Consider the following 21,133-nt stretch of genomic DNA (forward strand, 5'->3'; position numbering starts at 1 on the left):
ACCCCCCCCCCCCCCCCCCCCCCCCCCCCCCCCCCCCCCCCCCCCCCCACCCCCCCGCCCCCCCCCCCCCCCCCCCCCCCCCCCCCCCCCCTCGTCCCCTCCCCCCCCCCCCCCCCCCCCCCCGCCCCCGACCCGGTCACCCCCGTGTCAGGGACAGCAGGTCACGGGCGGGTCCCGTGGGCCGGTGGCCCGCGGGCCACACCGCCCGCAGGTCGCGACGCAGGCGCACCCCCTCCACCGGAATGCCGACCAGCCGGCGCGAGGACAGCTCCTCCGCGATGGCGAGCTCGCTCAGGACCGCGGGACCCGCCCCGCTCACCGCGGCGGCCTTCACCGCGGTGGTGGAGGCGAGTTCCAGGAGGGGCTGGGCGAGGCCGCCGTGGGCGGCGAGGGCCGCGTCGAGGACCTGGCGGGTGCCGGAGCCGCGTTCGCGCAGGACGAGCGGGGTCGCGGCGAGTTCGGCCGGGTCGAGCGGGGCCCGGCGGCGGGCCCAGGGGTGGGAGGGCGCGACGACGAGGACGAGCCGGTCGTGGGCGACGACGACGCCGTCGAGGCCGTCGGGTACGGCGAGGCCTTCGACGAAGCCGACGTCGGCGTCGCCCGCGAAGAGGCGTTCGGCCACGGCCGCCGAGTTGCCGGCCTGGAGCGACACGGCGGTGTCCGGGCGCTGCGTGCGGAGCGCGATCAGCCAGCCGGGCAGCAGGTACTCGGCGATCGTCATGGACGCGGCCACCCGGAGCCGGGAGTCACGGCGCCCGCGCAGCGCCTGCGCGCCGACGTCGAAGGCCTCCGCGGCCTCCACGATCCGCCGGGCCCAGTCCGTCACGAGCGCGCCCGCGTCGGTGAGCCGCGAGCCGCGCGGCGAGCGGTCGACCAGGGCCACCCCGAGCTGCCGCTCCATGGAGCGGATCCGGCTGCTCGCGGCGGGCTGGGTGATCCCCACCTCGCGCGCGGCCGCACCGAGACTTCCGTGCCGGGCGACGGCGAGCAGCAGTTCGAGCGCCCCCAGATCGGGCACCCGATGCGAGAGCGGCGCCCGGACGTCCCCACCGGCCTCACCCCGCGCACCCGGCGGGCCCTGCTCCCCCACCGGCCCGCGCGCGCCCGTGCCCCCGTTCGCCCCTGCCGGCCCCCGCGTCTCCCTGCTCATAAGGCCAGCTTATGACGTCATAGCCGCATGATCCCTGGTGGGGGCGGCGGAAGAGGACGACGGTGGAGGCATGGCAAGCCTCGCAACACCCCGCTCGGCCCCCCGCCCGGTCCTCGGCACCACCACCCCCGGTGCACGGCCGGCCGCTCCGGCCCGTTCCGTCCGTCACCTCGGACCCAACTGGTACGCCTCCGTCATGGGGACGGCGATCATCGCCAACGCGGGCGCCACGCTCCCGGTGGACGTCCCCGGGCTCCGTACCCTCTGCACGGCCGTGTGGGCGCTGTCCCTCGCGATGCTGATCGTCCTGCTCTCCGCCCGGGCCCTGCACTGGGCCCACCACCGCGACCAGGCCCGCGCCCACCTCCTGGACCCCGCGATGGCGCCCTTCTACGGCTGCCTGTCGATGGCCCTGCTCGCCGTCGGCGGCGGCACGATGATCGTGGGCCAGGACTGGATCGGCCTCCCCGCCGCCGTCGCGATCGACACCGTCCTCTTCACCGCCGGAACCGTGATCGGCCTGGCTGCCGCCGTGGCGATCCCGTACCTGATGGTCGTGCACCACAAGATCGAGAGCGCCTCGCCCGTGTGGCTGCTGCCGGTCGTCGCCCCCATGGTCTCCGCCGCCCTCGGCCCCCTGCTCGTGCCCCACCTGCCCGCCGGCCAGGCCCAGCAGACCCTGCTCGTCGCCTGCTACGCGATGTTCGGGATCAGCCTCCTCGCCACCCTGGTGATGCTGCCCCTGGTCTTCGGCCGGCTGGTGACCGGGGGTCCGCTGCCCCTCGCGCTGACCCCCACCCTGTTCCTGGTCCTCGGGCCCCTGGGCCAGTCGACGACCGCCGCGAACAAGTTCGCCGACGCGGCCCAGGGCGTGCTGTCCGACACGTACGCCCATGGCTTCTCCGCCTTCGCGGTCCTCTACGGCGTGCCCGTCATGGGCTTCGCCCTGATGTGGCTGGCGCTGGCCGGGGCGATGGTGCTGCGGGCGCGGCGGCGGGGCATGGGCTTCGCGATGACGTTCTGGGCGTTCACCTTCCCCGTCGGGACCTGCGTGACCGGAGCCGAGGGACTGGCGCAGCACACCGGGCTCGCCGCCTTCCGGTGGCTGGCGATCGGGCTGTACGTGTTCCTCGTCGCGGCCTGGCTGGTGGCCGGGTTCCACACGGCGCGCGGGCTGGTCAGCGGAGCGCTGCTCGCAGCGCCCGGGTCAGCGCCCGCGGGGCCTCGGCCAGTGACGGCCCGTACCAGGTGAGCAGGCGTCCGTCGACGAGCGCCGCGGCGGTCCCGGGGAAGGCCTCGGGGCCGTCGTCGCGGGTGAAGCGGTAGGGCTCGTCGGGCAGGACGACGAGGTCGGGGGCGGCGGCGCGGAGTTCGTCGAGCGGCAGCCGGGGATAGCGCTCGGGATGGTCGGCGTACAGGTTCCGGACACCGAGCCGGGCCAGCAGGTCACCGGCGAAGGTGTCCTGTCCCAGGACCATCCACGGGCGGCGCCAGATGGGCACGACGGCGGTGAGCGGCACGCCGCCCGGTCCGGGTCCCACCGGTGTGACGGCCTCCCAGGCGGCTTCGGCCTCGTCGAGCCAGCGGGGCCGCCGGGGCGCGCCGCAGGCGGCGAGGACCCGTTCCAGTTCCCGCAGACCCTGGTCGAGGGTGCGGATGGTGGTGACGAGGACGTCGACGCCGGCGGCCCGGAGCGCGGCGATGTCGGGTGCGCGGTTCTCCTCCTCGTTGGCGAGGACGAGGTCGGGGCGGAGTGCGGTGATCGCGGTGACGTCGGGGTTCTTGGTGCCGCCGACGCGGGCGACGGCGAGGCCCGCCGGGTGGGTGCACCAGTCCGTCGCGCCGACGAGGGAGCCGGGCAGGGTCACGGCGACCGCCTCGGTGAGCGACGGCACGAGGGAGACGACCCTCGGGAGTGCCCTCGTACCTGCGGTCACTCCTCCTCGGCCTCGACGTGCTCGGCGACGGCGACGACGAGCAGCCGGGTGCCGGGCTCGGTGGCCCGCCAGCGGTGCCGTACCCCGCCGGAGAGGTAGAGGGTGTCGCCGCGGCCGAGCCGGTAGGCGCGTCCCTCGGCCTCGACCTCGGCGGCGCCGTCGACGACGTAGAGCAGTTCGTCGTTGCGGTGCTGGAACTCGCGTCCGGCGTCCTGTTCGCCGGTGAACTCCAGGGCGTGCAGCTGGTGTCGGCCCCGGACGAGCTGCCGGATGCCGGCGGGCATGGCCGGGTCGGGGGCGCGCTCGCCGGACCGTACGACGTCGACGGTGCGGGAGGCCTCGGCTGCGGCGAGGAGTTCGCCGGCCGTCGTCTCCAGCGCCTCGGCGACGAGTTCGAGGGAGCGGCGGCTCGGGCGGGCCCGGTCGTTCTCGACCTGGCTGAGGAAGGGCACGGAGAGGCCGCTGCGGGCGGAGACGACGGCCAGGGTGAGCTGGAGCGCTCTCCGGCGCCTCTTGACGGCCGCGCCCACGCGGGGTGCTTCCTTCTCGTCCATGTCGGCTCCCTCCCTCGTACTGGTCGGTCTCTCGCACCGGTGTACCGGTCGGTTACCTGAACCTTACGCAGCTTTGGGGCAGGGTTTCTCGTCGTGTGCGAAAGGTGTGGTCGCCGAGCACACTCGGCGACCACACCTTTTCGGACAGCAGTCACGCACCGCCCGTCGGGCGGTCTCCGGCCGCTACCGCGGGGCGAGCTTCTCCGCGAGGCCGGGGGTGCGGTCCAGCCAGGTGCGGACCGCCTGCTGCTCCTTGCCCTTACCGGTCTCCTGGATGACCGCTTCGAGGTCCGTGAGCTGCTTCTCGGTCAGCTCGAAGTCCTTCAGCCAGGCGCCGACCTCCGGGTTCTCGGCGGCGAAGCCCTTGCGGGCGAGGGTGTGGACACCGTCCCCCTTACCCCAGGAGCCCTTCGGGTCGGCGAGCTTCCTCAGGTCGTGCGCGGAGTAGGCCCAGTGCGGCGACCAGAGGGTCACGACGACCGGTTCCTTGCGGTCGTACGCGCGCTTCAGCTCGGCGAGCATGCCCGGCGTGGAGCCGTCGACGACCTGGTACTCGCCGTCGAGGCCGTACTCCTTGAGGACCTTGTCCTTCAGGATGCCCATCATCCCGGCGCTCGGCTCGATGCCGACGATCCGGCCCTTGAACTGCCCCGCCTTGCCCTTGAGGTCGGCGAGCGAGTCGACGCCCTTCACGTACGAGGGGACGGAGAGCTCCAGGGAGGTGGGCCCGTACCAGGAGCCGAGGTCCTCCAGCTTGTTCTGGTACTTCTTCCAGTACTGCTCGTGCGTCACGGGCAGCCAGGCGTCGGTCTGGAAGTCGAGCTGCCCGCCGGCCAGGCCGGTGTAGAGGGCGCCCGCCTCCAGCTGCTTGGTCTCGACCTCGTAGCCGCGCCGCTCCAGGAGTTCCTTCCACAGGTACGTGGAGGCGATGCCCTCGTCCCACGGGATGTAGCCGATGCTGACCTTCTTGCCGTGGCCGCCGTTCGGCCCCGAAGCGCTCGCGCTGGTCGCGCCGGAGCCGCCGAGGAAGCCCGTGCCTCCTGCGACGAGGGCGAGGACGACGACGCCGACCAGAGCCGTGACGGGCTGCGGGCGGTGGGCCCACAGCTTGGCACCGGGCCGCTTGGCGCTCAGCGCGGCGCGCGCCTTGGCGGCGGCGCGGCGGCCCAGCGGGGAGACCTGCCGGCCCAGCGCGCCCGTCATCCGGTCCAGGTACATGGCGAGGACGACGATGGAGAGGCCGGCCTCGAAGCCGAGGCCGATGTCGACGTTGCCGATGGCCCGGTAGACCGCGCCGCCGAGCCCGCCGCCGCCGACCATGCCCGCGATGACGACCATCGAGAGGCCGAGCATGATGACCTGGTTGACGCCCGCCATGATCGTCGGCAGCGCGAGCGGCAGCTGGACCCGCAGCAGGGTGTTGCGCGGCGTGGTGCCGAACGCCTCGGCCGCCTCGACCAGTTCGCCGTCGACCTGCCGGATCCCGAGCTCGGTCATCCGGACGCCCGGAGGCAGGGCGAAGACGATGGTGGCGATGATGCCGGGGACGACACCGACGCCGAAGAAGATGATGCCGGGGATCAGATAGACCATCGCCGGCATGGTCTGCATGAAGTCGAGGACCGGCCGCAGCACCGCCGACACGGACTTCGAGCGGGCCGCCCAGATCCCGAGCGGTACGGCGATCAGCAGCGTGACGAGGGTCGACACCAGCACCAGCGACAGCGTCGCCATCGCCTCGTCCCACAGCTGCACCGAATCCACCACGGCGAACCCGGCGAAGGCCAGGACCGCGGCGGAAAGACCGCGCAACCACCAGGCGACGACGGCGAGGATGCCCGCGAAAAGCAGCGGCTGAGGTGCCGAGAGAACCGCGTCGATCCCGTCGTACAGCCCGGTGACACCCGAGCTGACCGCGTCGAACAGCCACGAGAGATGCACCTGGAGCCAGTCGACGGAGCCGTCGACCCACTCACCGAGGGGAAGCCTAGGCACCGGCGGTCACCTCCTCCTTCGCCAGCCCGCCCATGACTTCCAGCAGCCTGTCCCTCGGTACGACTCCGAGCACCGTGCCGTCCACGTCCTCCACGGTCACCGGATGCGGAGCCAAGGCCGCCACGGCACACAGCTCGGCCACGAGCGTGTCGGGCCCGACGGCCCGGCACGCGCAGTCCGCGGCACAGCCCTCCGCCGGGACGCCCTCCGTCATGACAGCGGAGGCGGTGAGCACCCGAGAGCGGTCGACGTCCTGTATGAAGGAGGCGACGTAGTCGTCCGCAGGACGGACGAGGATGTCCTCCGCCGTGCCGAGCTGCACGATCCGCCCGTCGCGCATGACAGCGATCCGGTCGCCGATCCGCATCGCCTCATTGAGGTCATGCGTGATGAAGACGATCGTCTTCTTCAGCCGCTGCTGAAGCACCAGCAGCTGATCCTGCATGTCCCGGCGGATCAGCGGGTCCAACGCGCTGAACGACTCGTCCATGAGCAACAGATCCGCGTCCGTCGCAAGCGCCCGAGCAAGCCCCACGCGCTGCTGCATCCCGCCGGACAGCTCATCCGGCCACGACTCCTCCCACCCCCCGAGCCCACACAGCTCCAGTGCCTCGGCCGCCCGCGCCTCCCGCTCGGCACGCGCGACCCCCTGCACCTCAAGCCCGTACGCCGCGTTCTCCAGCACATTCCGGTGCGGAAACAGCGCGAAGTGCTGGAACACCATGCTGATCTTGCGCGCACGAACGTCCCTCAGCTCGCGCGGAGAAAGCGCCGTGAGATCACGACCATCGAAGAGCACCCGGCCCGCCGTCGGTTCGAGCAGACCGTTCAACATGCGCAGCAGGGTCGACTTCCCCGAACCCGACAAACCCATCACCACGAAGATCTGCCCCGCCTCGACCGTGAACCCCGCGTCCACGACCGCCGCCGTCGCCCCCTCCCCCCGCAGTTCCTCCCGGTCAGCGCCATCCACCAACCTGCGGACCGCTTCCTCGGGTCGTCTTCCGAACACCTTGTACAGATGATCGGCCTGAAGCCTGGACACATACACCTCACGGGTAGCAACGAAAAACGGCCCCACCACCCCCGCGCGGCCCGGCCGTGGAGCGAGCGGGATCTGCCCGCACCCCGTCACACACACAAGATTCCTTCTCGAATCCCGCACCGGGTCCGCTCCGGCCCCCCGCCTGCCCGCCTTCACTGGGTGCAAACGCAAAGGTGACACGGGTCACTGGGGGGGGGTGGGGGTGGTTGGTGGTTGGGGGCTTCGGGGTGGGGGCTCTGGGGTGCTTGGGGGGCGCTTCGGGGCGGGGTGCGCTCTTGGGCTTCGAGGTCGCGAGGGGCTCGGGGGGGGGCGGGAGCCCGGGGGCTGGGGGTCTCGGGGGCGAGGTCCATGGGGCGGGGTCCGAGGTCCGGCCCGGGTCCGGGTCCGGGTCCGGGGCCGGGGCCGGGGCCGGGGCCGGGGCCGGGGCCGGGGTCCAGGGAAGGCCGGGGTTCCAGAGGTCTGGGGCACTCGGGCCCCGGGGGCACTGGAGCTCCGCGGCGCCGAGGCGCCGGATCTCCGGGGCACCGGGGCACCGGGGCACCGGGGCACCGAGACACCGGGGCACCGGGGCACCGAGGCACCGAGGCACCGAGCAGTCGATGGGGCACCGAACGGTCGGGGGCGGCTCCGGCCTGGGCCGGAGGGTCCGGTCTGTCGGTGACGGGGCTCTGTCGGTGACGGGGCTCTGTCGGTGTCGTGCGGCATGATCGGGCGGGTGACCCGACGTTTGATGCTCCTCGACACCGCCAGCCTGTACTTCCGCGCCTACTTCGGCGTCCCGGACTCGGTCCGCGCGCCGGACGGCACCCCGGTGAACGCCGTCCGCGGGCTGCTCGACTTCATCACCCGGCTCGTCCAGGACCACCGCCCCGACGACCTGGTGGCCTGCTGGGACGAGGACTGGCGGCCGCAGTGGCGGGTGGACCTCATCCCCTCGTACAAGGCCCACCGGGTGGCCGTCGAGACGGAGACCGGCCCGGACGAGGAGGAGATCCCGGACACCCTCTCCCCGCAGGTCCCGGTGATCGAGGAGGTGCTCGCCGCGCTGGGCATCGCCCGGGTCGGCGCCGCGGGATACGAGGCGGACGACGTCATCGGCACCCTGGCCAGGCGCGCCACCGGCCCGGTGGACATCGTCACCGGCGACCGCGACCTCTTCCAGCTGGTCGACGACGCCCGCGCGGTGCGCGTCCTGTACCCGCGGAAGGGCGTCGGGGACTGCGACCTGGTGGACGCCCAGCTCATCACCGACAAATACGGCGTACGCCCCGACCAGTACGCGGACTTCGCGGCGCTCCGCGGCGACGCGAGCGACGGGCTGCCCGGCGTCAAGGGCATCGGCGAGAAGACGGCCGCCCAGCTGATCACCGAGTACGGCGACCTCTCCGGCGTACGCGCCGCAGCCGAGGACCGTACGTCCAAGCTGACGCCCGCCAAGCGCCGGGGAATCGTCGAGGCCGCCGCCTACCTGAACGTGGCCCCCACCGTGGTCCGCGTCGCCGGAAACGTCCCCCTCCCCGACTTCGACCCGTCGCTGCCCTCGGCCCCCCGCGACCCGGCCGCCCTCGACGCCCTGGTGAAGCGCTGGAACCTCGGCGGGGCGGTGAGCCGACTGCTGCCGGTGCTTGAGCGGCGCTGAGGGGCATCCACCGGCGCCCGTGCGCCAAGGTGGGACGGGGGCCTGCGGTGCGTCACGCCGAGGTGCTAGCTTAGGCATACCTAAGTACGCAGAGTCAGGAGAGCCCCTCGTGGCAGAGCAGCCGGCCCGCAAGGCACCGAAGGCCACCGAAGCGCGTGTGGTGCGCACCGAGCGGATCACGCCGCACATGGTGCGACTGGTCCTGGGCGGCCCCGGCCTCGAAGCCTTCGAGGCCGGCGACTACACCGACCACTACGTCAAGCTGCTCTTCGCCCCGGAGGGCGTCGCCTACCCGGAGCCGTTCGACATGGAGCAGATCCGCGCGGAGTTCCCCCGGGAGCAGTGGCCCACGACCCGCACCTACACCGTGCGGGCCTGGGACGCCGTGCACCACGAACTCACCGTCGACTTCGTCGTCCACGGCGACGAGGGCCTCGCCGGCCCCTGGGCCGCGCGCGCCCAGCCCGGCGACACCGTGCGCTTCCTCGGCCCCGGCGGCGGCTACACGCCCGACCCGGCCGCCGACTGGCACCTCCTCGTGGGCGACGAGAGCGCACTCCCCGCCATCGCCGTCGCCCTGGAGCGCCTGCCCGCCGGCTCCCAGGTCCACGCCTTCATCGAAGTGCCGGACAGCACCGAAGAGCAGAAGTTCGCCACCGCGTCCGGCATCGACGTCACCTGGCTCCACCGCGGCGACCGCCCGGTCGGCGAATCCCTCGTCGAAGCCGTCCGCGCCCTCCCCTTCCCCCCCGGCGCCGTCCACGCCTTCGTCCACGGCGAAGCCGGCTTCGTCAAGGACCTCCGCCGCCACCTCCGCCTCGACCGCGACATCCCCCGCGACCGCCTCTCCATCTCCGGCTACTGGCGCCTCGGCAAGTCCGACGAAGCCTGGCGCGCCATCAAGCGCGAATGGAACGAACAGGTAGAACGCGAACAGGAAAACTGACACCTCCCACCAAGGGGCGGGCCGGACGCCACCACGGCGCCCACCCCGCCCCTTCACCATTCCCTGACGGGCTCCCCCAGCACCCCAGGGCACCTACCCCTGAAGGGGTTTCTCCCCTGGGGCCGGGAGGACCTCGGGGCTGGGAGGGCCGGAGGCCGGGACTGAGGCCAGGGGCCGGGCCAGGGGCCAGGCCAGGGGCCCGGAGAGGCCGGGAGCCCGGGCCCTCGGAGGCTGAGGCCGGTAGCCGGTGGCCAGCAGACAGGGCCAGGAGCCCCAGGGTCGGGGCCAGAGGCTCGAGGCCGGGAGCCGGGGCGCCCCCAGAGGCTGGGGCCGGAGGTCCCGAGGCTGGGCCGGGGCCGGCAGCCGCAGACAGGGCCAGAGGCTCCCCGGGGGGCAGGGCCGGAGCCGAGGGCCGGTGGCCGGGGCCAGTGGCCCGCGCCGGACCAGGGCCAAGGAACAAGGACCGGAGGCCGAGTCCGGGAGCCGGGGCCCGGCGGCCCGGCGGCCAGCGACAAGGTCAGAGGCTCCGCCGGGGGCCAGAGCCAAGGGCCAGGGGCCGGAAGCCGGGAGCCGGAGGCCGGGAGCCGGGGCCGGAGGGCCAAGGGCCGGAGGCCGGGAGGCCGGCGCCAAGAGCCGGGGCACGGAGGCTGAGAGCCGGGGCCAATGGCCGGAGGCCAGGAGCCGGGGCACGCAGGCACGGAAGCCCGGCGGCCGACGACAGGGTCAGAGCCTCCGCCGGGGTCAGGGCCACGAGCCAAGAGCCGGCGGCCGGAAGCCGGTGCCAAGAGCCGGGGCACGGAGGCCGGAAGCCGGGGCCCGAGGCCAGGCCCGAGGGCCGGAGGCCGGGAGGCCGGCGCCAAGAGCCGTGGCACGGAGGCCGGGAGCCGGGGCAGGGAGTTCCGGCGGCCGACAACAGGGTCAGAGGCTCCGCCGGGAGTCAGGGCCACGAGCCAAGGGCCGGAAGCCGGCACCAAGAGCCGGGGCACGGAGGCCGGAAGCCGGAGCCGGAGGCCGGGGCCAGGGGCCAGCGGCCAACAACAGGGCCGGAGGCCCCCCGGGGATCAGGACCAAGGCCAGAAGCCAAGGCCTGGGGCCGGGCCAGGGGCCAGGGCCGGGCCAGGGGCCAGGGCCGGGCCAGGGCCAGGGGCCGGGGCCGGGCCAGGGGCCGGGGCCAGCGGCCGGAGGCCCGGGGGCGTCAGGGCCAGCGGCCGGAGGTTAGGGCCGGGGGCCGCGGCCCCCGGACCGGGCCCCCTACCGGGCCTCGCCGAAGAGGCGGTCTGAGGCGTCGACCTGGGCCATGCGGCGGAGGGCGGAGAAGATGGCGTCGCCGAGGACGGTGCCGACGACGGTGCTTTCGACGAGTTGTTCGCGGGCGACGTGGCGGGCGACGTATTCGAGGTCGGCGCGGGCGACGAGTTGGGCGGCGTCGGCGTAGACGTCGAGGACTTCGGCGAAGGCGCCGTGGCCGACTTCTTCGAGGGCGGCGAGGGCTGTCGCGAGTGCCTCGGAGGCGAGGCTGTTGGCTCCGGTGTGCCAGCCGCGTTCGGCGAGCAGGGCCTGGACCTTGCGCCGTGCTTCGTCGAGGCCGTCGCCCGGTTCTCGGTCGTAGCGGGGGACCATGCGGCTGGCGGCTGTGCCGAGTACGTGGTGGACGGGGCGGTCGGGGTCGTCGACGGCCTCGATGACGCTTCGGATTCCGGCGACGGAGAGGCCGCCCACGTCGAGGAGGGCCCGGATCAGGCGGAGGCGCTGTACGTGCGTCTCGGCGTACGAGGCCTGGTTGGGGCTCGTCAACTCCCCGGCCGGGAGCAGACCTTCCCGTACGTAGAACTTGATCGTCGGTACGGACACCCCGGTCCTGCGGCTCAACTCTCCGATGCGCAACGCGTGTTCACCTTCCCGATCCTTCTCCGGCCTTGCCGACCGACGTACCCATCATAGATAGTGGCGCTATCAGATAGTGGCTAGTGCCACTATCCATAGCCCAACTATCCATGTAGTCACGGCTTTCCACGGGGGATCACATGTCCTTAACGCACCCGCTCGCCCGTCTGCACCGCCCGCTGGTCTGGTTCGCCGCCTCGATGGGGGTCCTCGCGGTCGTCTCCGCGGTCGGCCTGGTCGTGGACGACCGGATACTGGTCGGCGTCCCGATCTGGACCAAGCCGCTCAAGTTCTCGCTGTCGTTCATCGCGTACGGGCTGTCGCTCGCGTGGATGCTCTCACTGCTCGCGCCGCTGCCGCGGGCGCACCGGATCGGCTGGTGGGCCGGCACGGTGGTGGCCGTGGCCAGCGTGATCGAGATGGTGCTGATCACCCTTCAGGTGGTCCGCGGCACGCAGAGCCACTTCAACCAGGCGACTCCCTTCGACGCGGCCGTCTTCCAGGTCATGGGCGCCACGGTCGCCGTCCTCTGGCTCGGCGCGCTCACGATCGCGGTGCTCCTGCTCCGTGCCAGGATCCTCGACCGCGCCACCGCCTGGGCGGTCCGCCTCTCCTCGCTGATCGCCCTCGCGGGCGCCGCCGTTGGCTTCCTGATGGTCCGCCCGACGCCGGAGCAGCTCACGACCGACGAGCCCCCGATCAACGGCGCCCACAGCGTGGGCGTCCCCGACGGCGGTCCGTCCATGCCCCTGACCGGCTGGTCCACCACGGGCGGCGACCTCCGCGTCCCCCACTTCTTCGGCATGCACGCCCTCCAGCTCCTCCCCCTCCTCCTGCTCCTCCTCGCCGCCCTGGCCCCCCGCTTCACCCGCCTCGCCGACGACCGCGTCCGCCTCCGCCTCACCCTCACCGCCGCCGGCGCCTACACCGCGGTCTTCACCCTCCTCACCTGGCAGGCCCTCCGCGGCCAGGCCCTCCTCTCCCCCGACAGCGCCACCCTCACCACCCTCGCCGTCATCACCCTCCTCACCACCACAGCCACCGCCCTCTCCCTCCGCACCACCCCCACCTCTCCCACCTCCTCCACCCCGCCCCCGAAGCGCACCGAGGAGGTCTCGGCATGACCGGCTTCCTCTTCGAGCTGGCCTTTCTCCTGGCGGCGCCCGTCTGGCTGCTCATGATCTTCGCCCCGCACAGGCGGATCACCGAGCGCGTCGCCGCCTCCCCCCTCACCGTCCTTCCGTTGCTCGCCCTCTGGGCCGTACTCGCCGTCCCCGTCCTGCCCCAACTCTGGACCGCGGTCAGCAGCCCCGACATCGACACCTTCCGCGACCTGACCGCCCTCGCGAACGGCGCCGCCGCCCTCTGGGCCCAGGTCCTCGCCTGGGACCTGCTCCTCGGCCAGTGGATGTACCGGGAGTCCCGCCGACTGGCCGTCTCTCCGCTCCTCATGTCCCCCTTGCTCGTCCTGACCATCCTCCTGTCCCCCGTTGCCCTCCCCCTCTTCCTCGTCCTCCGGGCCGTGTACGGCCGCCGCGCCGGACGCCCCGGAGCGCTCTCCGCCACGGTTCCCGCATGACCTGATGCCGGGCCGCCCGGCTGACGGGCCACCCCGTCAGCCAGTGGCGCGCGTGCGGCCCGTGAGTTGGAAGAGGCGGGCGGTGTGGGTGTATGGGGGGAGGGCGGTGGTGGCCAGTTCGAGGCGTTCGAGGTGGGAGTAGTAGGTGGGGTCGGATTTGAGGGCGTCGTCGGTGAGGTAGTCGCAGAAGGTGCGGATGCCGTAGTGGTGGATGTCGTGGCAGCCGAGGGAGGTGAGGACGGGGGTGATCTCCTCGGCGGTGTGGAGGGTGAGGTCGGAGTCGAACATGTCGTTGCGGAGGCGGTCGGTGGTGAGGGCGGCGAGGGCGGCGGCGGGGTCGAGGCGGCGGACGGCGGTCACCAGGGGGGCGGAGTGGCGGTTGATCGCCATGACGGAGAAGAGGCCGCCGGGTTTGAGCGGGGTGAGGGCGGCGGCGAGGGTGCCGGGGACGTCGTCGACGTACTGGAGGAGGTTGTGGCAGAGCACGACGTCGAAGGCGCCGGCGGCGAGGTCCGCGGGCAGGGCGTGGACGTCGGCGCGGACGCAGGTGACCCGTTCGGTCAGGCCGCTGTCGGCGGCCCGGGTCTCGGCGGCGGCCAGCATGGCGGGGGCGAGGTCGACGATGGTGACGTGGTGGCCGCGGGCGGCGAGCCGGAGGGCGTCACCGCCGTCGCCGCCCGCGAGGTCGAGGACGCGGAGGGGCGGGCCGTCGTCGAGGTGGCGGAGCAGGTTGGTCTCGGCGAGCGTGTAGCGGAGGCGGCCCCACGGGGCCTCCTGCCATTCCTGCCAGGTGGCCATCGCGGTGTCGAACTTGTCGTGATCTTGTGCCATTCGGAGACGATAGCCAGGCGTCTCCGTCGCGTCAGCCCCGGGCCCGGACCGTGGCGTGGACCTCGCGGTCCGGCTGGAGGGTGAGGCTGGGGACGGGGCGTATCTCGTCGGCGGTGACGTCCAGGTGGTAGCGGCGGGCGAGGACGGCGAGGACGAGGACGGCTTCGACGAGGGCGAAGCGGGTGCCGAGGCAGACGCGGGGGCCGCCGCCGAAGGGGAACCAGGCGTACTCGGGTATCTGCTCGGCGGGTTCGCCGTCGTCCCCGGTGAGCCAGCGCTCGGGCCGGAAGGTGTCGGCGTCGCCGTACCAGCGGGGGTCGCGGTGGGTGGCCCACTGGCTGGACCAGACGCGGGTGCCGGCGGGGACGGGGGTGCCGCCGAGGGTGGCGCCTTCCTTGGCGATGCCGGTGATGAGCCAGATCGTGGGGTAGAGGCGGAGGGTCTCCTTGATGACCGCCTGGGTGTAGGGCAGGGCGGCGTAGTCGTCGTAGCCGGGTTCGTGGTCGGTGAGGACCCGGTCGAGTTCCTCGGTGAGGGCCTCGCGGACCCGGGGGTTGTGGGAGAGCAGGTACCAGGCCCAGACGAGGGTGGAGCTGGTGGTCTCGTGGCCGCCGATGTAGAGGGTGACGGTCTCGTCGCGGATCTCCTGGTCGGAGAGGCTGGCGCCGGTCTCGTCGCGGGCGGCGAGGAGGCGGCTGAGGAGGTCGGGGCGTTCGGTGTCGCCGTCGCGGTGGCGGGAGACGACCCGGGAGACCTCGGCGTCGATGACGGCGGTGGCGCGCTTGATGCGGGCGCGGCCGGGGGTGGGGATCCAGTCGGGGAGGATGGCGCCGATGCCGCTGAACTCGGCGCCGATCTCCTGCTGCGCGATGTCCATGGCCCGGCCGATGGACTCGGCGTCCGCGGCGGTGTCGACGCCGAAGATGGTGCGGACGGCGACGAGTTGGGTGAGGGCGGCCATCTCCTTCTTGATGTCGATGTGCTGTCCGTCGGCCCAGCGGTCGGCGAGGGCGACGGCGCACTCGGTCATCGTCGCGGCGTAGGAGCGGACCTGCTTGGGCCGGACGGAGGGCTGCACCAGGGAGCGCTTGCGCCGCCAGTCGGCGCCCTTGGCGACGACGACGCCGTTCCCGAGGAGGGTGCGGAAGGCGATGCCGAGGTCGGGCTGGTCGAAGGTGCGCTCGACCTCGGTGAGGAGTTCGCCGATGGTGTCGGGGTGGGCGATGAAGAGGGCGGGGCCGCGGCCGAAGCGCCAGCGGACGAAGTCCCCTCGGCTCCTGAGCTGTTCGAAGAAGGCGAGGGGGTCCCTGCCGAACGCGGGCAGGTTCCCGAGGAGCGGCACTCCCCGGGGGCCTTCGGCGATCGTCGCGGTCGGCTGCGTCGCGCGTGTCCCGGCGTCGGGACCGGCTTGCGTGGTCACGTACGTCCCCTCCCCAACTCACAGTCCTCGTGTACGAGTCCATGCAAGCGGAAGGGTCCGCCCGGGCGCCAGCCCTGTGGACGACGGCCTGTGGACAACTCGCCCCGAAGAGCGCCGGAGAGCCCCGAAGCACGCCGGAAAGCGCCAGAGAACGCCGGAGAAGGCCGAGGGGCCCGCCGCGCACCAGCGCCGCGGGCCCCTCACACGTACCGACGAACCGTCAGCCCACCGAGCTGTAGGCGACGACGCCGCGGAGCAGCGAGTCGACGGCCTTGCGGGCGTTCTTGGCGACCGTGCTGTTCTCCTTGGGGGCGGCGGCGGCGATCTGTCCGAGGACGTCGATGACCTGCTTGCACCAGCGGACGAAGTCGCCCGCGGGCATCTCGGCCTCGCGGAGGACCTCGTCGAGGCTCTTGTCGGAGGCCCACTGGTAGGCGGCCCAGGCGAAGCCGAGGTCGGGTTCGCGCTGGCCGACGCCCTCGGCCTGGTTGATCTTGAATTCCTCTTCGAGGGCGTCGAGGCGGCCCCAGATGCGGACCATCTCGCCGAGCGCCGCCTTGGCGTTGCCGGTGGGCAGCTTGGGCGCGACGGCGTCGTCGGCCTGGCGGGACTCGAAGACCAGCGCGGAGACGCAGGCGGCGAGTTCGGGCGGGGTGAGGCCCTCCCAGACGCGGTCGCGGAGGCATTCGCTGGCCAGCAGGTCGAGTTCGCCGTAGAGCCGGGCGAGCCGCTTGCCGTTGTCGGTGACGTCGTCGCCGCGCAGGTAGTCGAGCTCGGTGAGGAGCGCGACGATCCGGTCGAAGGTGCGGGCGATCGTGTTGGTCCGGCCTTCGATGCGCCGCTCCAGCTGCTGGGTGTCGCGCTGGAGGCGGTGGTAGCGCTCGGCCCAGCGGGCGTGGTCCTCGCGCTCGTCGCAGCCGTGGCAGGGGTGGGCACGGATCGCGGTGCGCAGCCGGGCGATCTCGCGGTCGTCGGCGGCGGCGGAACGCTGCCGGTGGTGGCGGTCCGGGTTGATGTGCCCGGCCTTGCTGCGCAGGGCGGAGGCGAGGTCGCGGCGGGACTGCGGGGAGCGGGGGTTGAAGGACTTGGGGATCCTCATGCGCTCGAGCGCCTCGACGGGGACGGGGAAGTCGATGGAGGCGAGCCTCTTGACCTGCCGCTCGGCGGTGAGGACGAGGGGGCGCGGGCCGTCGTGGTGCTCGAAGCCGCGGTGGCCGTTGGTGCGGCCGGCCGGGATGCCGGGGTCGAGGACGAGGGCGAGGCCGGCGAACTTGCCGGTGGGGACGTGGATGACGTCGCCGGGCTTGAGCTTCTCCAGGGAGCTCGCGGCCTGGGCGCGGCGCTGGGCGGCGCCCTGGCGGGCCAGTTCGGTCTCGCGGTCCTTGAGGTCGCGGCGGAGCAGCGCGTACTCCTCGAAGTCGCCGAGGTGGCAGGTCATGCCCTCGCGGTAGCCCTGGAGTCCCTCTTCGTTCTTCTGGACCTGGCGCGAGATGCCCACGACGGAGCGGTCGGCCTGGAACTGGGCGAAGGAGGTCTCGAGGAGCTCGCGGGAGCGGTGCCGGCCGAACTGGTCGACGAGGTTGACCGCCATGTTGTACGAGGGCCGGAAGCTGGAGCGCAGGGGGTACGTGCGCGTGCCGGCGAGTCCGGCGAGGTGGTCGGGGTCGAGGCCGCGCTGCCAGAGGACGACGGCGTGGCCCTCGACGTCGATGCCGCGGCGTCCGGCGCGGCCGGTGAGCTGGGTGTACTCGCCGGGGGTGATGTCGGCGTGCTGCTCGCCGTTCCACTTGACGAGCTTCTCGAGGACGACGGAGCGCGCGGGCATGTTGATGCCGAGGGCGAGGGTCTCGGTCGCGAAGACGGCCTTGACGAGGCCGCGGACGAAGAGCTCCTCGACGACCTCCTTGAAGGTGGGGAGCATGCCCGCGTGGTGGGCGGCGATGCCCCGCTCCAGGGCTTCGAGCCACTCGTAGTAGCCGAGGACGTGGAGGTCCTCGGCGGGGATGGCGGCGGTGCGCTCCTCGACGATCTCGCGGACCCGCAGCCGGCCCTCGTCGTTGTTGAGGCGGAGTCCGGCGTACAGGCACTGCTGGACGGCGGCCTCGCAGCCGGCGCGGCTGAAGATGAAGGTGATGGCGGGCAGGAGCCCCTCGGCGTCGAGGCGCTCGATGACCTCGGGGCGGCCGGGGGTCCAGATGCGGGAGCGCTGGCGGCGCTCGCGCTCGCGGTCGGCCTCGCGGACCATCTTGCCGCGGCGCCGGTCGCGCGGGTTGTAGGTCGTGTTCTCGGTGCGGGCGAGGCGCATGAGGTCGGGGTTGACCTCGCGGCGGGCGGAGCCGCGGCCGCCGTGGTCGGTCTCCTCCTCGAAGAGGTCGTACATCCGGCGTCCGGCGAGGACGTGCTGCCAGAGCGGCACGGGGCGGCTCTCGGAGACGATGACCTCGGTGTCGCCGCGGACCGTGTCGAGCCAGTCGCCGAACTCCTCGGCGTTGGAGACGGTCGCGGAGAGTGAGACGAGGGTGACGGATTCGGGGAGGTGGATGATCACTTCCTCCCAGACCGCGCCGCGGAAGCGGTCGGAGAGGTAGTGGACCTCGTCCATGACCACGTATCCGAGGCCGGAGAGGGCCTGGGATCCCGCGTACAGCATGTTGCGGAGGACTTCGGTGGTCATGACCACGATCGGCGCGTCGCCGTTGACGCTGTTGTCGCCGGTGAGGAGGCCGACCTTGTCGGGGCCGTACCGCTTGACCAGGTCGGCGTACTTCTGGTTCGACAGCGCCTTGATCGGGGTCGTGTAGAAGCACTTGCGGCCCTGGGTGAGGGCGAGGTGGACGGCGAACTCGCCGACGATGGTCTTGCCGGAGCCCGTGGGCGCGGCGACCAGTACCCCCTTGCCCCCTTCGAGGGCACGGCAGGCCTCGATCTGGAACGGGTCCAGGTCGAAGTCGTACAGCTCGCGGAAGGGGGCCAGCGCGGTGGCCTGCTCGGCGTTGCGCGCGAGGGCGGCCGCGTATGCCTGGGCTGGTGTGAGGTCCTCTGTCATCTTGTCGTCGAGCCTACCCGCCACCTGTGACAGTGACGCGATCTTTATCGAGGGGATACGGGTCCCCCCGGGAGGCGCGCCCGGGGACAACGGCGAGGTCCCCCCGGAAGAACTTCCGAGGGGACCGGGCGGTGACGGGATCAGGTGATGTCGTCGTAGCCGTTGAGCCGGTGCGCGCTCGATCCGCCGGGCTCGCCGGTGGCCTGCTCGGGCAGGGCGCGGGCGGCGGTGACGGGTTCGACGGCGCCCACGGCGGCCGGCGTGAGGTCGAGCGAGGAGGCCTCGTCGTCGTCGAGTTCGGCGTCCGGGTTGGAGCGCCTGCGCCGCCGGTCGTTGAGGAGCGAGAAGCCGACGGCCCCGAAGTACAGGATCGTGATCGGCCCGGCGAGGGCGATCATGCCGACGGGGTCGGTGGTCGGGGTGATGACGGCGCCGAAGATGAAGACGCCCATGATCACGCCGCGCCACCAGCCGGCCATGCGGCGTCCGGTGAGGACGCCGGTGAGGTTCAGCATCACCAGGACGAGGGGGAGCTCGAAGGCGAGGCCGAAGACGAGCACCATGCGCAGGGTGAAGTCGAGGACGTCGTTCAGCGACAGGATGTTCGCGGAGCCGCTGGGCGTGAGGCTGATGAGGACCTTCACGCTGACGGGGAGGATGAGGTACGCGAGGTACGCGCCCGCGGCGAAGAGCGGCACGGCCGCGCCGACGAAGGCGTACGTGTACTTCTTCTCGTTCTTGTGCAGCCCGGGCGCGACGAACGCCCACAGCTGGTAGAGCCAGACCGGGCTCGCGACGACGAGGCCCGCGGTCAGCGACAGCTGGATCGTCGTGCTGAAGGGGGCCATCAGCGTGTTGAAGGAGACGATCGCGCAGTTGCCGCCGTCACTGGTGACGCCCGGTGCGCAGGTGGGCACCGACTTCGTCAGGAACTGCATCAGCTCCTCGCTGTAGGCGAGGGCGACGATCGTCACCGCTGCGATGGCGAGGAGACCCTTCGCCAGTCGGTTGCGGAGTTCACGCAGGTGCTCCACGAGGGGCATCCGGCCCTCGGGATCCTTCTCCTGCTTGCGGGCAGACTTGGGCAACCCACGTCCTCATCTCGTGCGGCAGGCCGCCGCCCGGTGCGGCGGCCGCGGCGGACCGGGTCAGCGCTTGGTGGTGTCCGAGGGCTCGGCCACGGGACGCGAGCTGGTCACGTCGCCGGGGGCCGCCTGGATGGTGCGCGGCGCGGACTCCTGCGTCGCCGTGCCGGCCTGCGGCGGGTCGGCGGGGGCGCTCTGCTGGTCGTCCGACTTCATCGCCTTGGCCTCGCTCTTGAGGATGCGGGCCGACTTGCCCAGCGAGCGGGCCATGTCCGGGAGCTTCTTGGCGCCGAACAGAAGGATGATCACGACGAGGATCAGAATGATCTCGGTGGGGCCGAGCCTACCCATAGCTGTTTACCTTCTTCACCGAGGCGACATTGGAGTGCGTGCCCGGCGGGTCGGACGTGTGTCCGGCCACCGCGCTGCCAGCGATCGTAACCCGCAGGAGTAAACGCAGGGCAATGCCCTTGCATACTCCCGATTGCGTAGCCCGAGCCCGGTTGGAGACCCGTTCCTGCAGGGTACGGCACGCTGTCAACGCAGTGACTCGCCCGTTCTGGCCAAGTCGACGGCAGCGGTCTCCAGGTCCTCGGCCGCCCGGTTGATCCGCTCTGTGGTGTGCGCCACTTGGCGGCCGAGGCGCCGGACTTCGAGGAAGACCTTGACGGCGAGGACGCCGAGGACGGCGATGCCGAGGAAACCGAGGGCGATCGCGAGCATGGGCCAGAACATGTGCCGAGCCTACTCAGACGCTCGTGTGGAGCCGCAGGGTGCGCACCCCGCCGCCGGTGAGGAGTTCGACGATGCGCTCGCCCGCGGGCTTGCGGACCGCGCTCCCGCACTCGGGGCAGGTGAAGGAGTAGAAGGTGGTACGGCGGCTGCCGCCGATGGCCAGCCGCAGGGCGCCCGCGGCGAGTTCGAAGCGGGAGCGGCAGTCGGGGCAGGCCGCCTTGAAGAGGACCGGGGCCATCGTGGCCGTAAGACCGTGCGTCGCGGACACTTCCCTCATCTCTCTGACTGTGGGTACGTCGGTGACGGCGTCTCGGGCGCGAGAGCCGTCACACTCCCTCGTACGCGGCGAGCGCGGCGGCGGCCGCCGTCCTGGCGCTGTCGGCGAGGTCGGCCGGGGCGACGATCCGTCCGTCGCTGCCGAGCCGGAGCGCGAGCCGGCGCAGCGAGGCGGGGTCCGGGGTGCGCAGGGTGATCCGCAGTCCGCCGTCGGGCTGCTCGTCGGCCCGGTCGTGCGGGTAGTACTCGGCGACCCAGCGGCCGCCGGGCCCGACCTCGACCACGACCTCCGGGTCGTCGGCGGACGGCTGGACGAGCCCCTCGGAGAGGTCGCGCAGCTCCAGCTCGGGCGGGGCGGCGTGCTCGTCGAGGATGCGGATCTCGACCACGCGGTCGAGCCGGAAGGTGCGGCGCGCCTCGGAGAGCCGGCACCACGCCTCCATGTACGTGTGGCCGACGGCGAAGAGCCGGATGGGGTCGACCTCGCGCTCGGTGAGCTCGTCGCGCGCGGGCGAGTAGTAGCGCACCCAGAGGCGGCGGCGCTCGGAGATGGCCCGGTCGACCTCGGCGAAGACGCCGCCTTCGGACTCGAAGGTGACCGAGAGCCGGGAGCTGGCGCCGGCGGCCTCGCCGGCCGCGGCCTCCAGCTTCGCGGTGGCGCGCAGCAGGGCCTCGCGGTCGCTCTCGCGGAGTCCCGGCAGGGTGGCGACGGCGCGGGCGGCGACGAGGAGCGCGGTGGCCTCGTCGGCGGCGAGCCGCAGCGGGGCGGCGACGTCATCCGGGTTGTGCCACCAGATCCGGTCGCCGTCGGTGTCGATGTCGAGGAGGTCGCCGCCGCGGAAGCTGGTGCCGCACATGGGCAGCACGTCCAGGTCGGAGATCAGCTCGTCCTCGGTGATCCCGAAGGCGCGGGCGACGTCGGCGACGTGGGCGCCGGGGCGCTCGCGGAGGTAGGTGACGAGGGAGAGCATCCGCCTCGTCTGGTCGATCGCGTTGGCAGCCATGCGGTTC

Annotated in this window: 19 protein-coding genes; 5 read left to right on the top strand and 14 right to left on the bottom strand. The window is 72.7% G+C overall.

The annotated features are described in order from the left end of the window. Nucleotides 1-136 precede the first annotated feature (136 nt). Nucleotides 137-1,150: a LysR substrate-binding domain-containing protein gene (locus tag ACZ7G1_RS23790; protein WP_470875748.1), complete on the bottom strand. Its 1,014-nt coding sequence runs from the start codon at nt 1,148-1,150 to the stop codon at nt 137-139. A 70-nt stretch (nt 1,151-1,220) separates the two neighbouring features. On the opposite strand from ACZ7G1_RS23790, the gene ACZ7G1_RS23795 reads away from it, so the two are divergent. Beyond that, on the top strand, nt 1,221-2,402 hold the full coding sequence (locus ACZ7G1_RS23795) for a TDT family transporter (protein ID WP_470875746.1): 1,182 nt from the start codon (nt 1,221-1,223) through the stop codon (nt 2,400-2,402). On the opposite strand, the gene ACZ7G1_RS23800 is transcribed toward ACZ7G1_RS23795, so the two are convergent. From ACZ7G1_RS23800 to ACZ7G1_RS23815, 4 genes are all read right to left on the bottom strand, one after another. Then, the gene (locus tag ACZ7G1_RS23800) at nt 2,329-3,087 is read right to left on the bottom strand and encodes a helical backbone metal receptor (RefSeq protein WP_470875744.1); all 759 of its coding nucleotides are present in this window, start codon (nt 3,085-3,087) and stop codon (nt 2,329-2,331) included. The genes ACZ7G1_RS23795 and ACZ7G1_RS23800 overlap by 74 nt on opposite strands. Beyond that, the gene (locus ACZ7G1_RS23805) at nt 3,084-3,641 is read right to left on the bottom strand and encodes a helix-turn-helix domain-containing protein (protein WP_470875742.1); all 558 of its coding nucleotides are present in this window, start codon (nt 3,639-3,641) and stop codon (nt 3,084-3,086) included. Before ACZ7G1_RS23805 ends, ACZ7G1_RS23800 begins: the two co-directional genes overlap by 4 nt. Nucleotides 3,642-3,824: 183 nt before the next feature. Then, nucleotides 3,825-5,636 (bottom strand): ABC transporter permease/substrate binding protein, encoded by a 1,812-nt coding sequence (locus tag ACZ7G1_RS23810; protein WP_470875740.1) that lies wholly within the window; start codon nt 5,634-5,636, stop codon nt 3,825-3,827. Continuing rightward, nucleotides 5,629-6,681, bottom strand: a complete 1,053-nt coding sequence (locus tag ACZ7G1_RS23815; protein ID WP_470875738.1) for a quaternary amine ABC transporter ATP-binding protein — start codon at nt 6,679-6,681, stop codon at nt 5,629-5,631. Before ACZ7G1_RS23815 ends, ACZ7G1_RS23810 begins: the two co-directional genes overlap by 8 nt. A gap of 703 nt (nt 6,682-7,384) precedes the next feature. Between ACZ7G1_RS23815 and ACZ7G1_RS23820 the strand changes: the two genes are divergently transcribed. Both ACZ7G1_RS23820 and ACZ7G1_RS23825 read left to right on the top strand, forming a co-directional pair. Then, complete coding sequence (locus tag ACZ7G1_RS23820) at nt 7,385-8,320, top strand: 5'-3' exonuclease (protein WP_470875736.1); 936 nt, start codon at nt 7,385-7,387, stop codon at nt 8,318-8,320. Between the two features lie 109 nt (nt 8,321-8,429). After that, nucleotides 8,430-9,266, top strand: coding sequence for a siderophore-interacting protein (locus ACZ7G1_RS23825; protein ID WP_470875734.1), 837 nt, complete (start codon nt 8,430-8,432; stop codon nt 9,264-9,266). Nucleotides 9,267-10,517: 1,251 nt separating this feature from the next. On the opposite strand, the gene ACZ7G1_RS23830 is transcribed toward ACZ7G1_RS23825, so the two are convergent. Further along, complete coding sequence (locus ACZ7G1_RS23830) at nt 10,518-11,150, bottom strand: MerR family transcriptional regulator (protein ID WP_470875732.1); 633 nt, start codon at nt 11,148-11,150, stop codon at nt 10,518-10,520. A 140-nt stretch (nt 11,151-11,290) separates the two neighbouring features. On the opposite strand from ACZ7G1_RS23830, the gene ACZ7G1_RS23835 reads away from it, so the two are divergent. Continuing rightward, nucleotides 11,291-12,274, top strand: coding sequence for a hypothetical protein (locus tag ACZ7G1_RS23835; protein ID WP_470875730.1), 984 nt, complete (start codon nt 11,291-11,293; stop codon nt 12,272-12,274). Continuing rightward, on the top strand, nt 12,271-12,729 hold the full coding sequence (locus tag ACZ7G1_RS23840) for an ABA4-like family protein (RefSeq protein WP_470875728.1): 459 nt from the start codon (nt 12,271-12,273) through the stop codon (nt 12,727-12,729). Before ACZ7G1_RS23835 ends, ACZ7G1_RS23840 begins: the two co-directional genes overlap by 4 nt. Before the next feature lie 36 nt (nt 12,730-12,765). Here ACZ7G1_RS23840 and ACZ7G1_RS23845 read toward each other — a convergent pair whose 3' ends face one another. The 8 genes from ACZ7G1_RS23845 to ACZ7G1_RS23880 form a co-directional block, all read right to left on the bottom strand. After that, nucleotides 12,766-13,560 (bottom strand): class I SAM-dependent methyltransferase, encoded by a 795-nt coding sequence (locus ACZ7G1_RS23845; protein ID WP_470875726.1) that lies wholly within the window; start codon nt 13,558-13,560, stop codon nt 12,766-12,768. Between the two features lie 31 nt (nt 13,561-13,591). Beyond that, nucleotides 13,592-14,980 carry a cytochrome P450 gene (locus ACZ7G1_RS23850; protein ID WP_470875724.1) on the bottom strand — a complete coding sequence of 463 codons (1,389 nt, stop codon included), beginning with the start codon at nt 14,978-14,980 and terminating at the stop codon, nt 13,592-13,594. 220 nt (nt 14,981-15,200) lie between these two features. After that, on the bottom strand, nt 15,201-18,026 hold the full coding sequence (locus ACZ7G1_RS23855) for a DEAD/DEAH box helicase (RefSeq protein WP_470875722.1): 2,826 nt from the start codon (nt 18,024-18,026) through the stop codon (nt 15,201-15,203). A gap of 140 nt (nt 18,027-18,166) precedes the next feature. Next, nucleotides 18,167-19,069, bottom strand: coding sequence for a twin-arginine translocase subunit TatC (gene tatC, locus ACZ7G1_RS23860; protein ID WP_470875848.1), 903 nt, complete (start codon nt 19,067-19,069; stop codon nt 18,167-18,169). A 105-nt stretch (nt 19,070-19,174) separates the two neighbouring features. Then, complete coding sequence (tatA, locus tag ACZ7G1_RS23865) at nt 19,175-19,462, bottom strand: Sec-independent protein translocase subunit TatA (RefSeq protein WP_470875720.1); 288 nt, start codon at nt 19,460-19,462, stop codon at nt 19,175-19,177. Nucleotides 19,463-19,648: 186 nt separating this feature from the next. Beyond that, nucleotides 19,649-19,846: a hypothetical protein gene (locus tag ACZ7G1_RS23870; RefSeq protein WP_470875718.1), complete on the bottom strand. Its 198-nt coding sequence runs from the start codon at nt 19,844-19,846 to the stop codon at nt 19,649-19,651. 13 nt (nt 19,847-19,859) lie between these two features. Next, the gene (locus tag ACZ7G1_RS23875) at nt 19,860-20,123 is read right to left on the bottom strand and encodes a hypothetical protein (RefSeq protein WP_470875716.1); all 264 of its coding nucleotides are present in this window, start codon (nt 20,121-20,123) and stop codon (nt 19,860-19,862) included. Between the two features lie 49 nt (nt 20,124-20,172). Next, entirely contained in the window at nt 20,173-21,126 is a 954-nt protein-coding gene (locus ACZ7G1_RS23880) for a helix-turn-helix transcriptional regulator (RefSeq protein WP_470875714.1), read from the bottom strand. Nucleotides 21,127-21,133 lie beyond the last annotated feature (7 nt).

The sequence above is a fragment of the Streptomyces sp. NPDC037273 genome (assembly GCF_055603625.1).

Coding starts and splice junctions, on each gene's coding strand:
- ACZ7G1_RS23790 (WP_470875748.1), bottom strand. CDS start 1,150: ATGAGCAGGGAGACGCGGGGGCCGGCAGGGGCGAACGGGGGCACGGGC.
- ACZ7G1_RS23795 (WP_470875746.1), top strand. CDS start 1,221: ATGGCAAGCCTCGCAACACCCCGCTCGGCCCCCCGCCCGGTCCTCGGC.
- ACZ7G1_RS23805 (WP_470875742.1), bottom strand. CDS start 3,641: ATGGACGAGAAGGAAGCACCCCGCGTGGGCGCGGCCGTCAAGAGGCGC.
- ACZ7G1_RS23820 (WP_470875736.1), top strand. CDS start 7,385: ATGATCGGGCGGGTGACCCGACGTTTGATGCTCCTCGACACCGCCAGC.
- ACZ7G1_RS23835 (WP_470875730.1), top strand. CDS start 11,291: ATGTCCTTAACGCACCCGCTCGCCCGTCTGCACCGCCCGCTGGTCTGG.
- ACZ7G1_RS23840 (WP_470875728.1), top strand. CDS start 12,271: ATGACCGGCTTCCTCTTCGAGCTGGCCTTTCTCCTGGCGGCGCCCGTC.
- ACZ7G1_RS23845 (WP_470875726.1), bottom strand. CDS start 13,560: ATGGCACAAGATCACGACAAGTTCGACACCGCGATGGCCACCTGGCAG.
- ACZ7G1_RS23855 (WP_470875722.1), bottom strand. CDS start 18,026: ATGACAGAGGACCTCACACCAGCCCAGGCATACGCGGCCGCCCTCGCG.
- tatC (WP_470875848.1), bottom strand. CDS start 19,069: ATGCCCCTCGTGGAGCACCTGCGTGAACTCCGCAACCGACTGGCGAAG.
- tatA (WP_470875720.1), bottom strand. CDS start 19,462: ATGGGTAGGCTCGGCCCCACCGAGATCATTCTGATCCTCGTCGTGATC.
- ACZ7G1_RS23870 (WP_470875718.1), bottom strand. CDS start 19,846: ATGTTCTGGCCCATGCTCGCGATCGCCCTCGGTTTCCTCGGCATCGCC.
- ACZ7G1_RS23875 (WP_470875716.1), bottom strand. CDS start 20,123: ATGAGGGAAGTGTCCGCGACGCACGGTCTTACGGCCACGATGGCCCCG.
- ACZ7G1_RS23880 (WP_470875714.1), bottom strand. CDS start 21,126: ATGGCTGCCAACGCGATCGACCAGACGAGGCGGATGCTCTCCCTCGTC.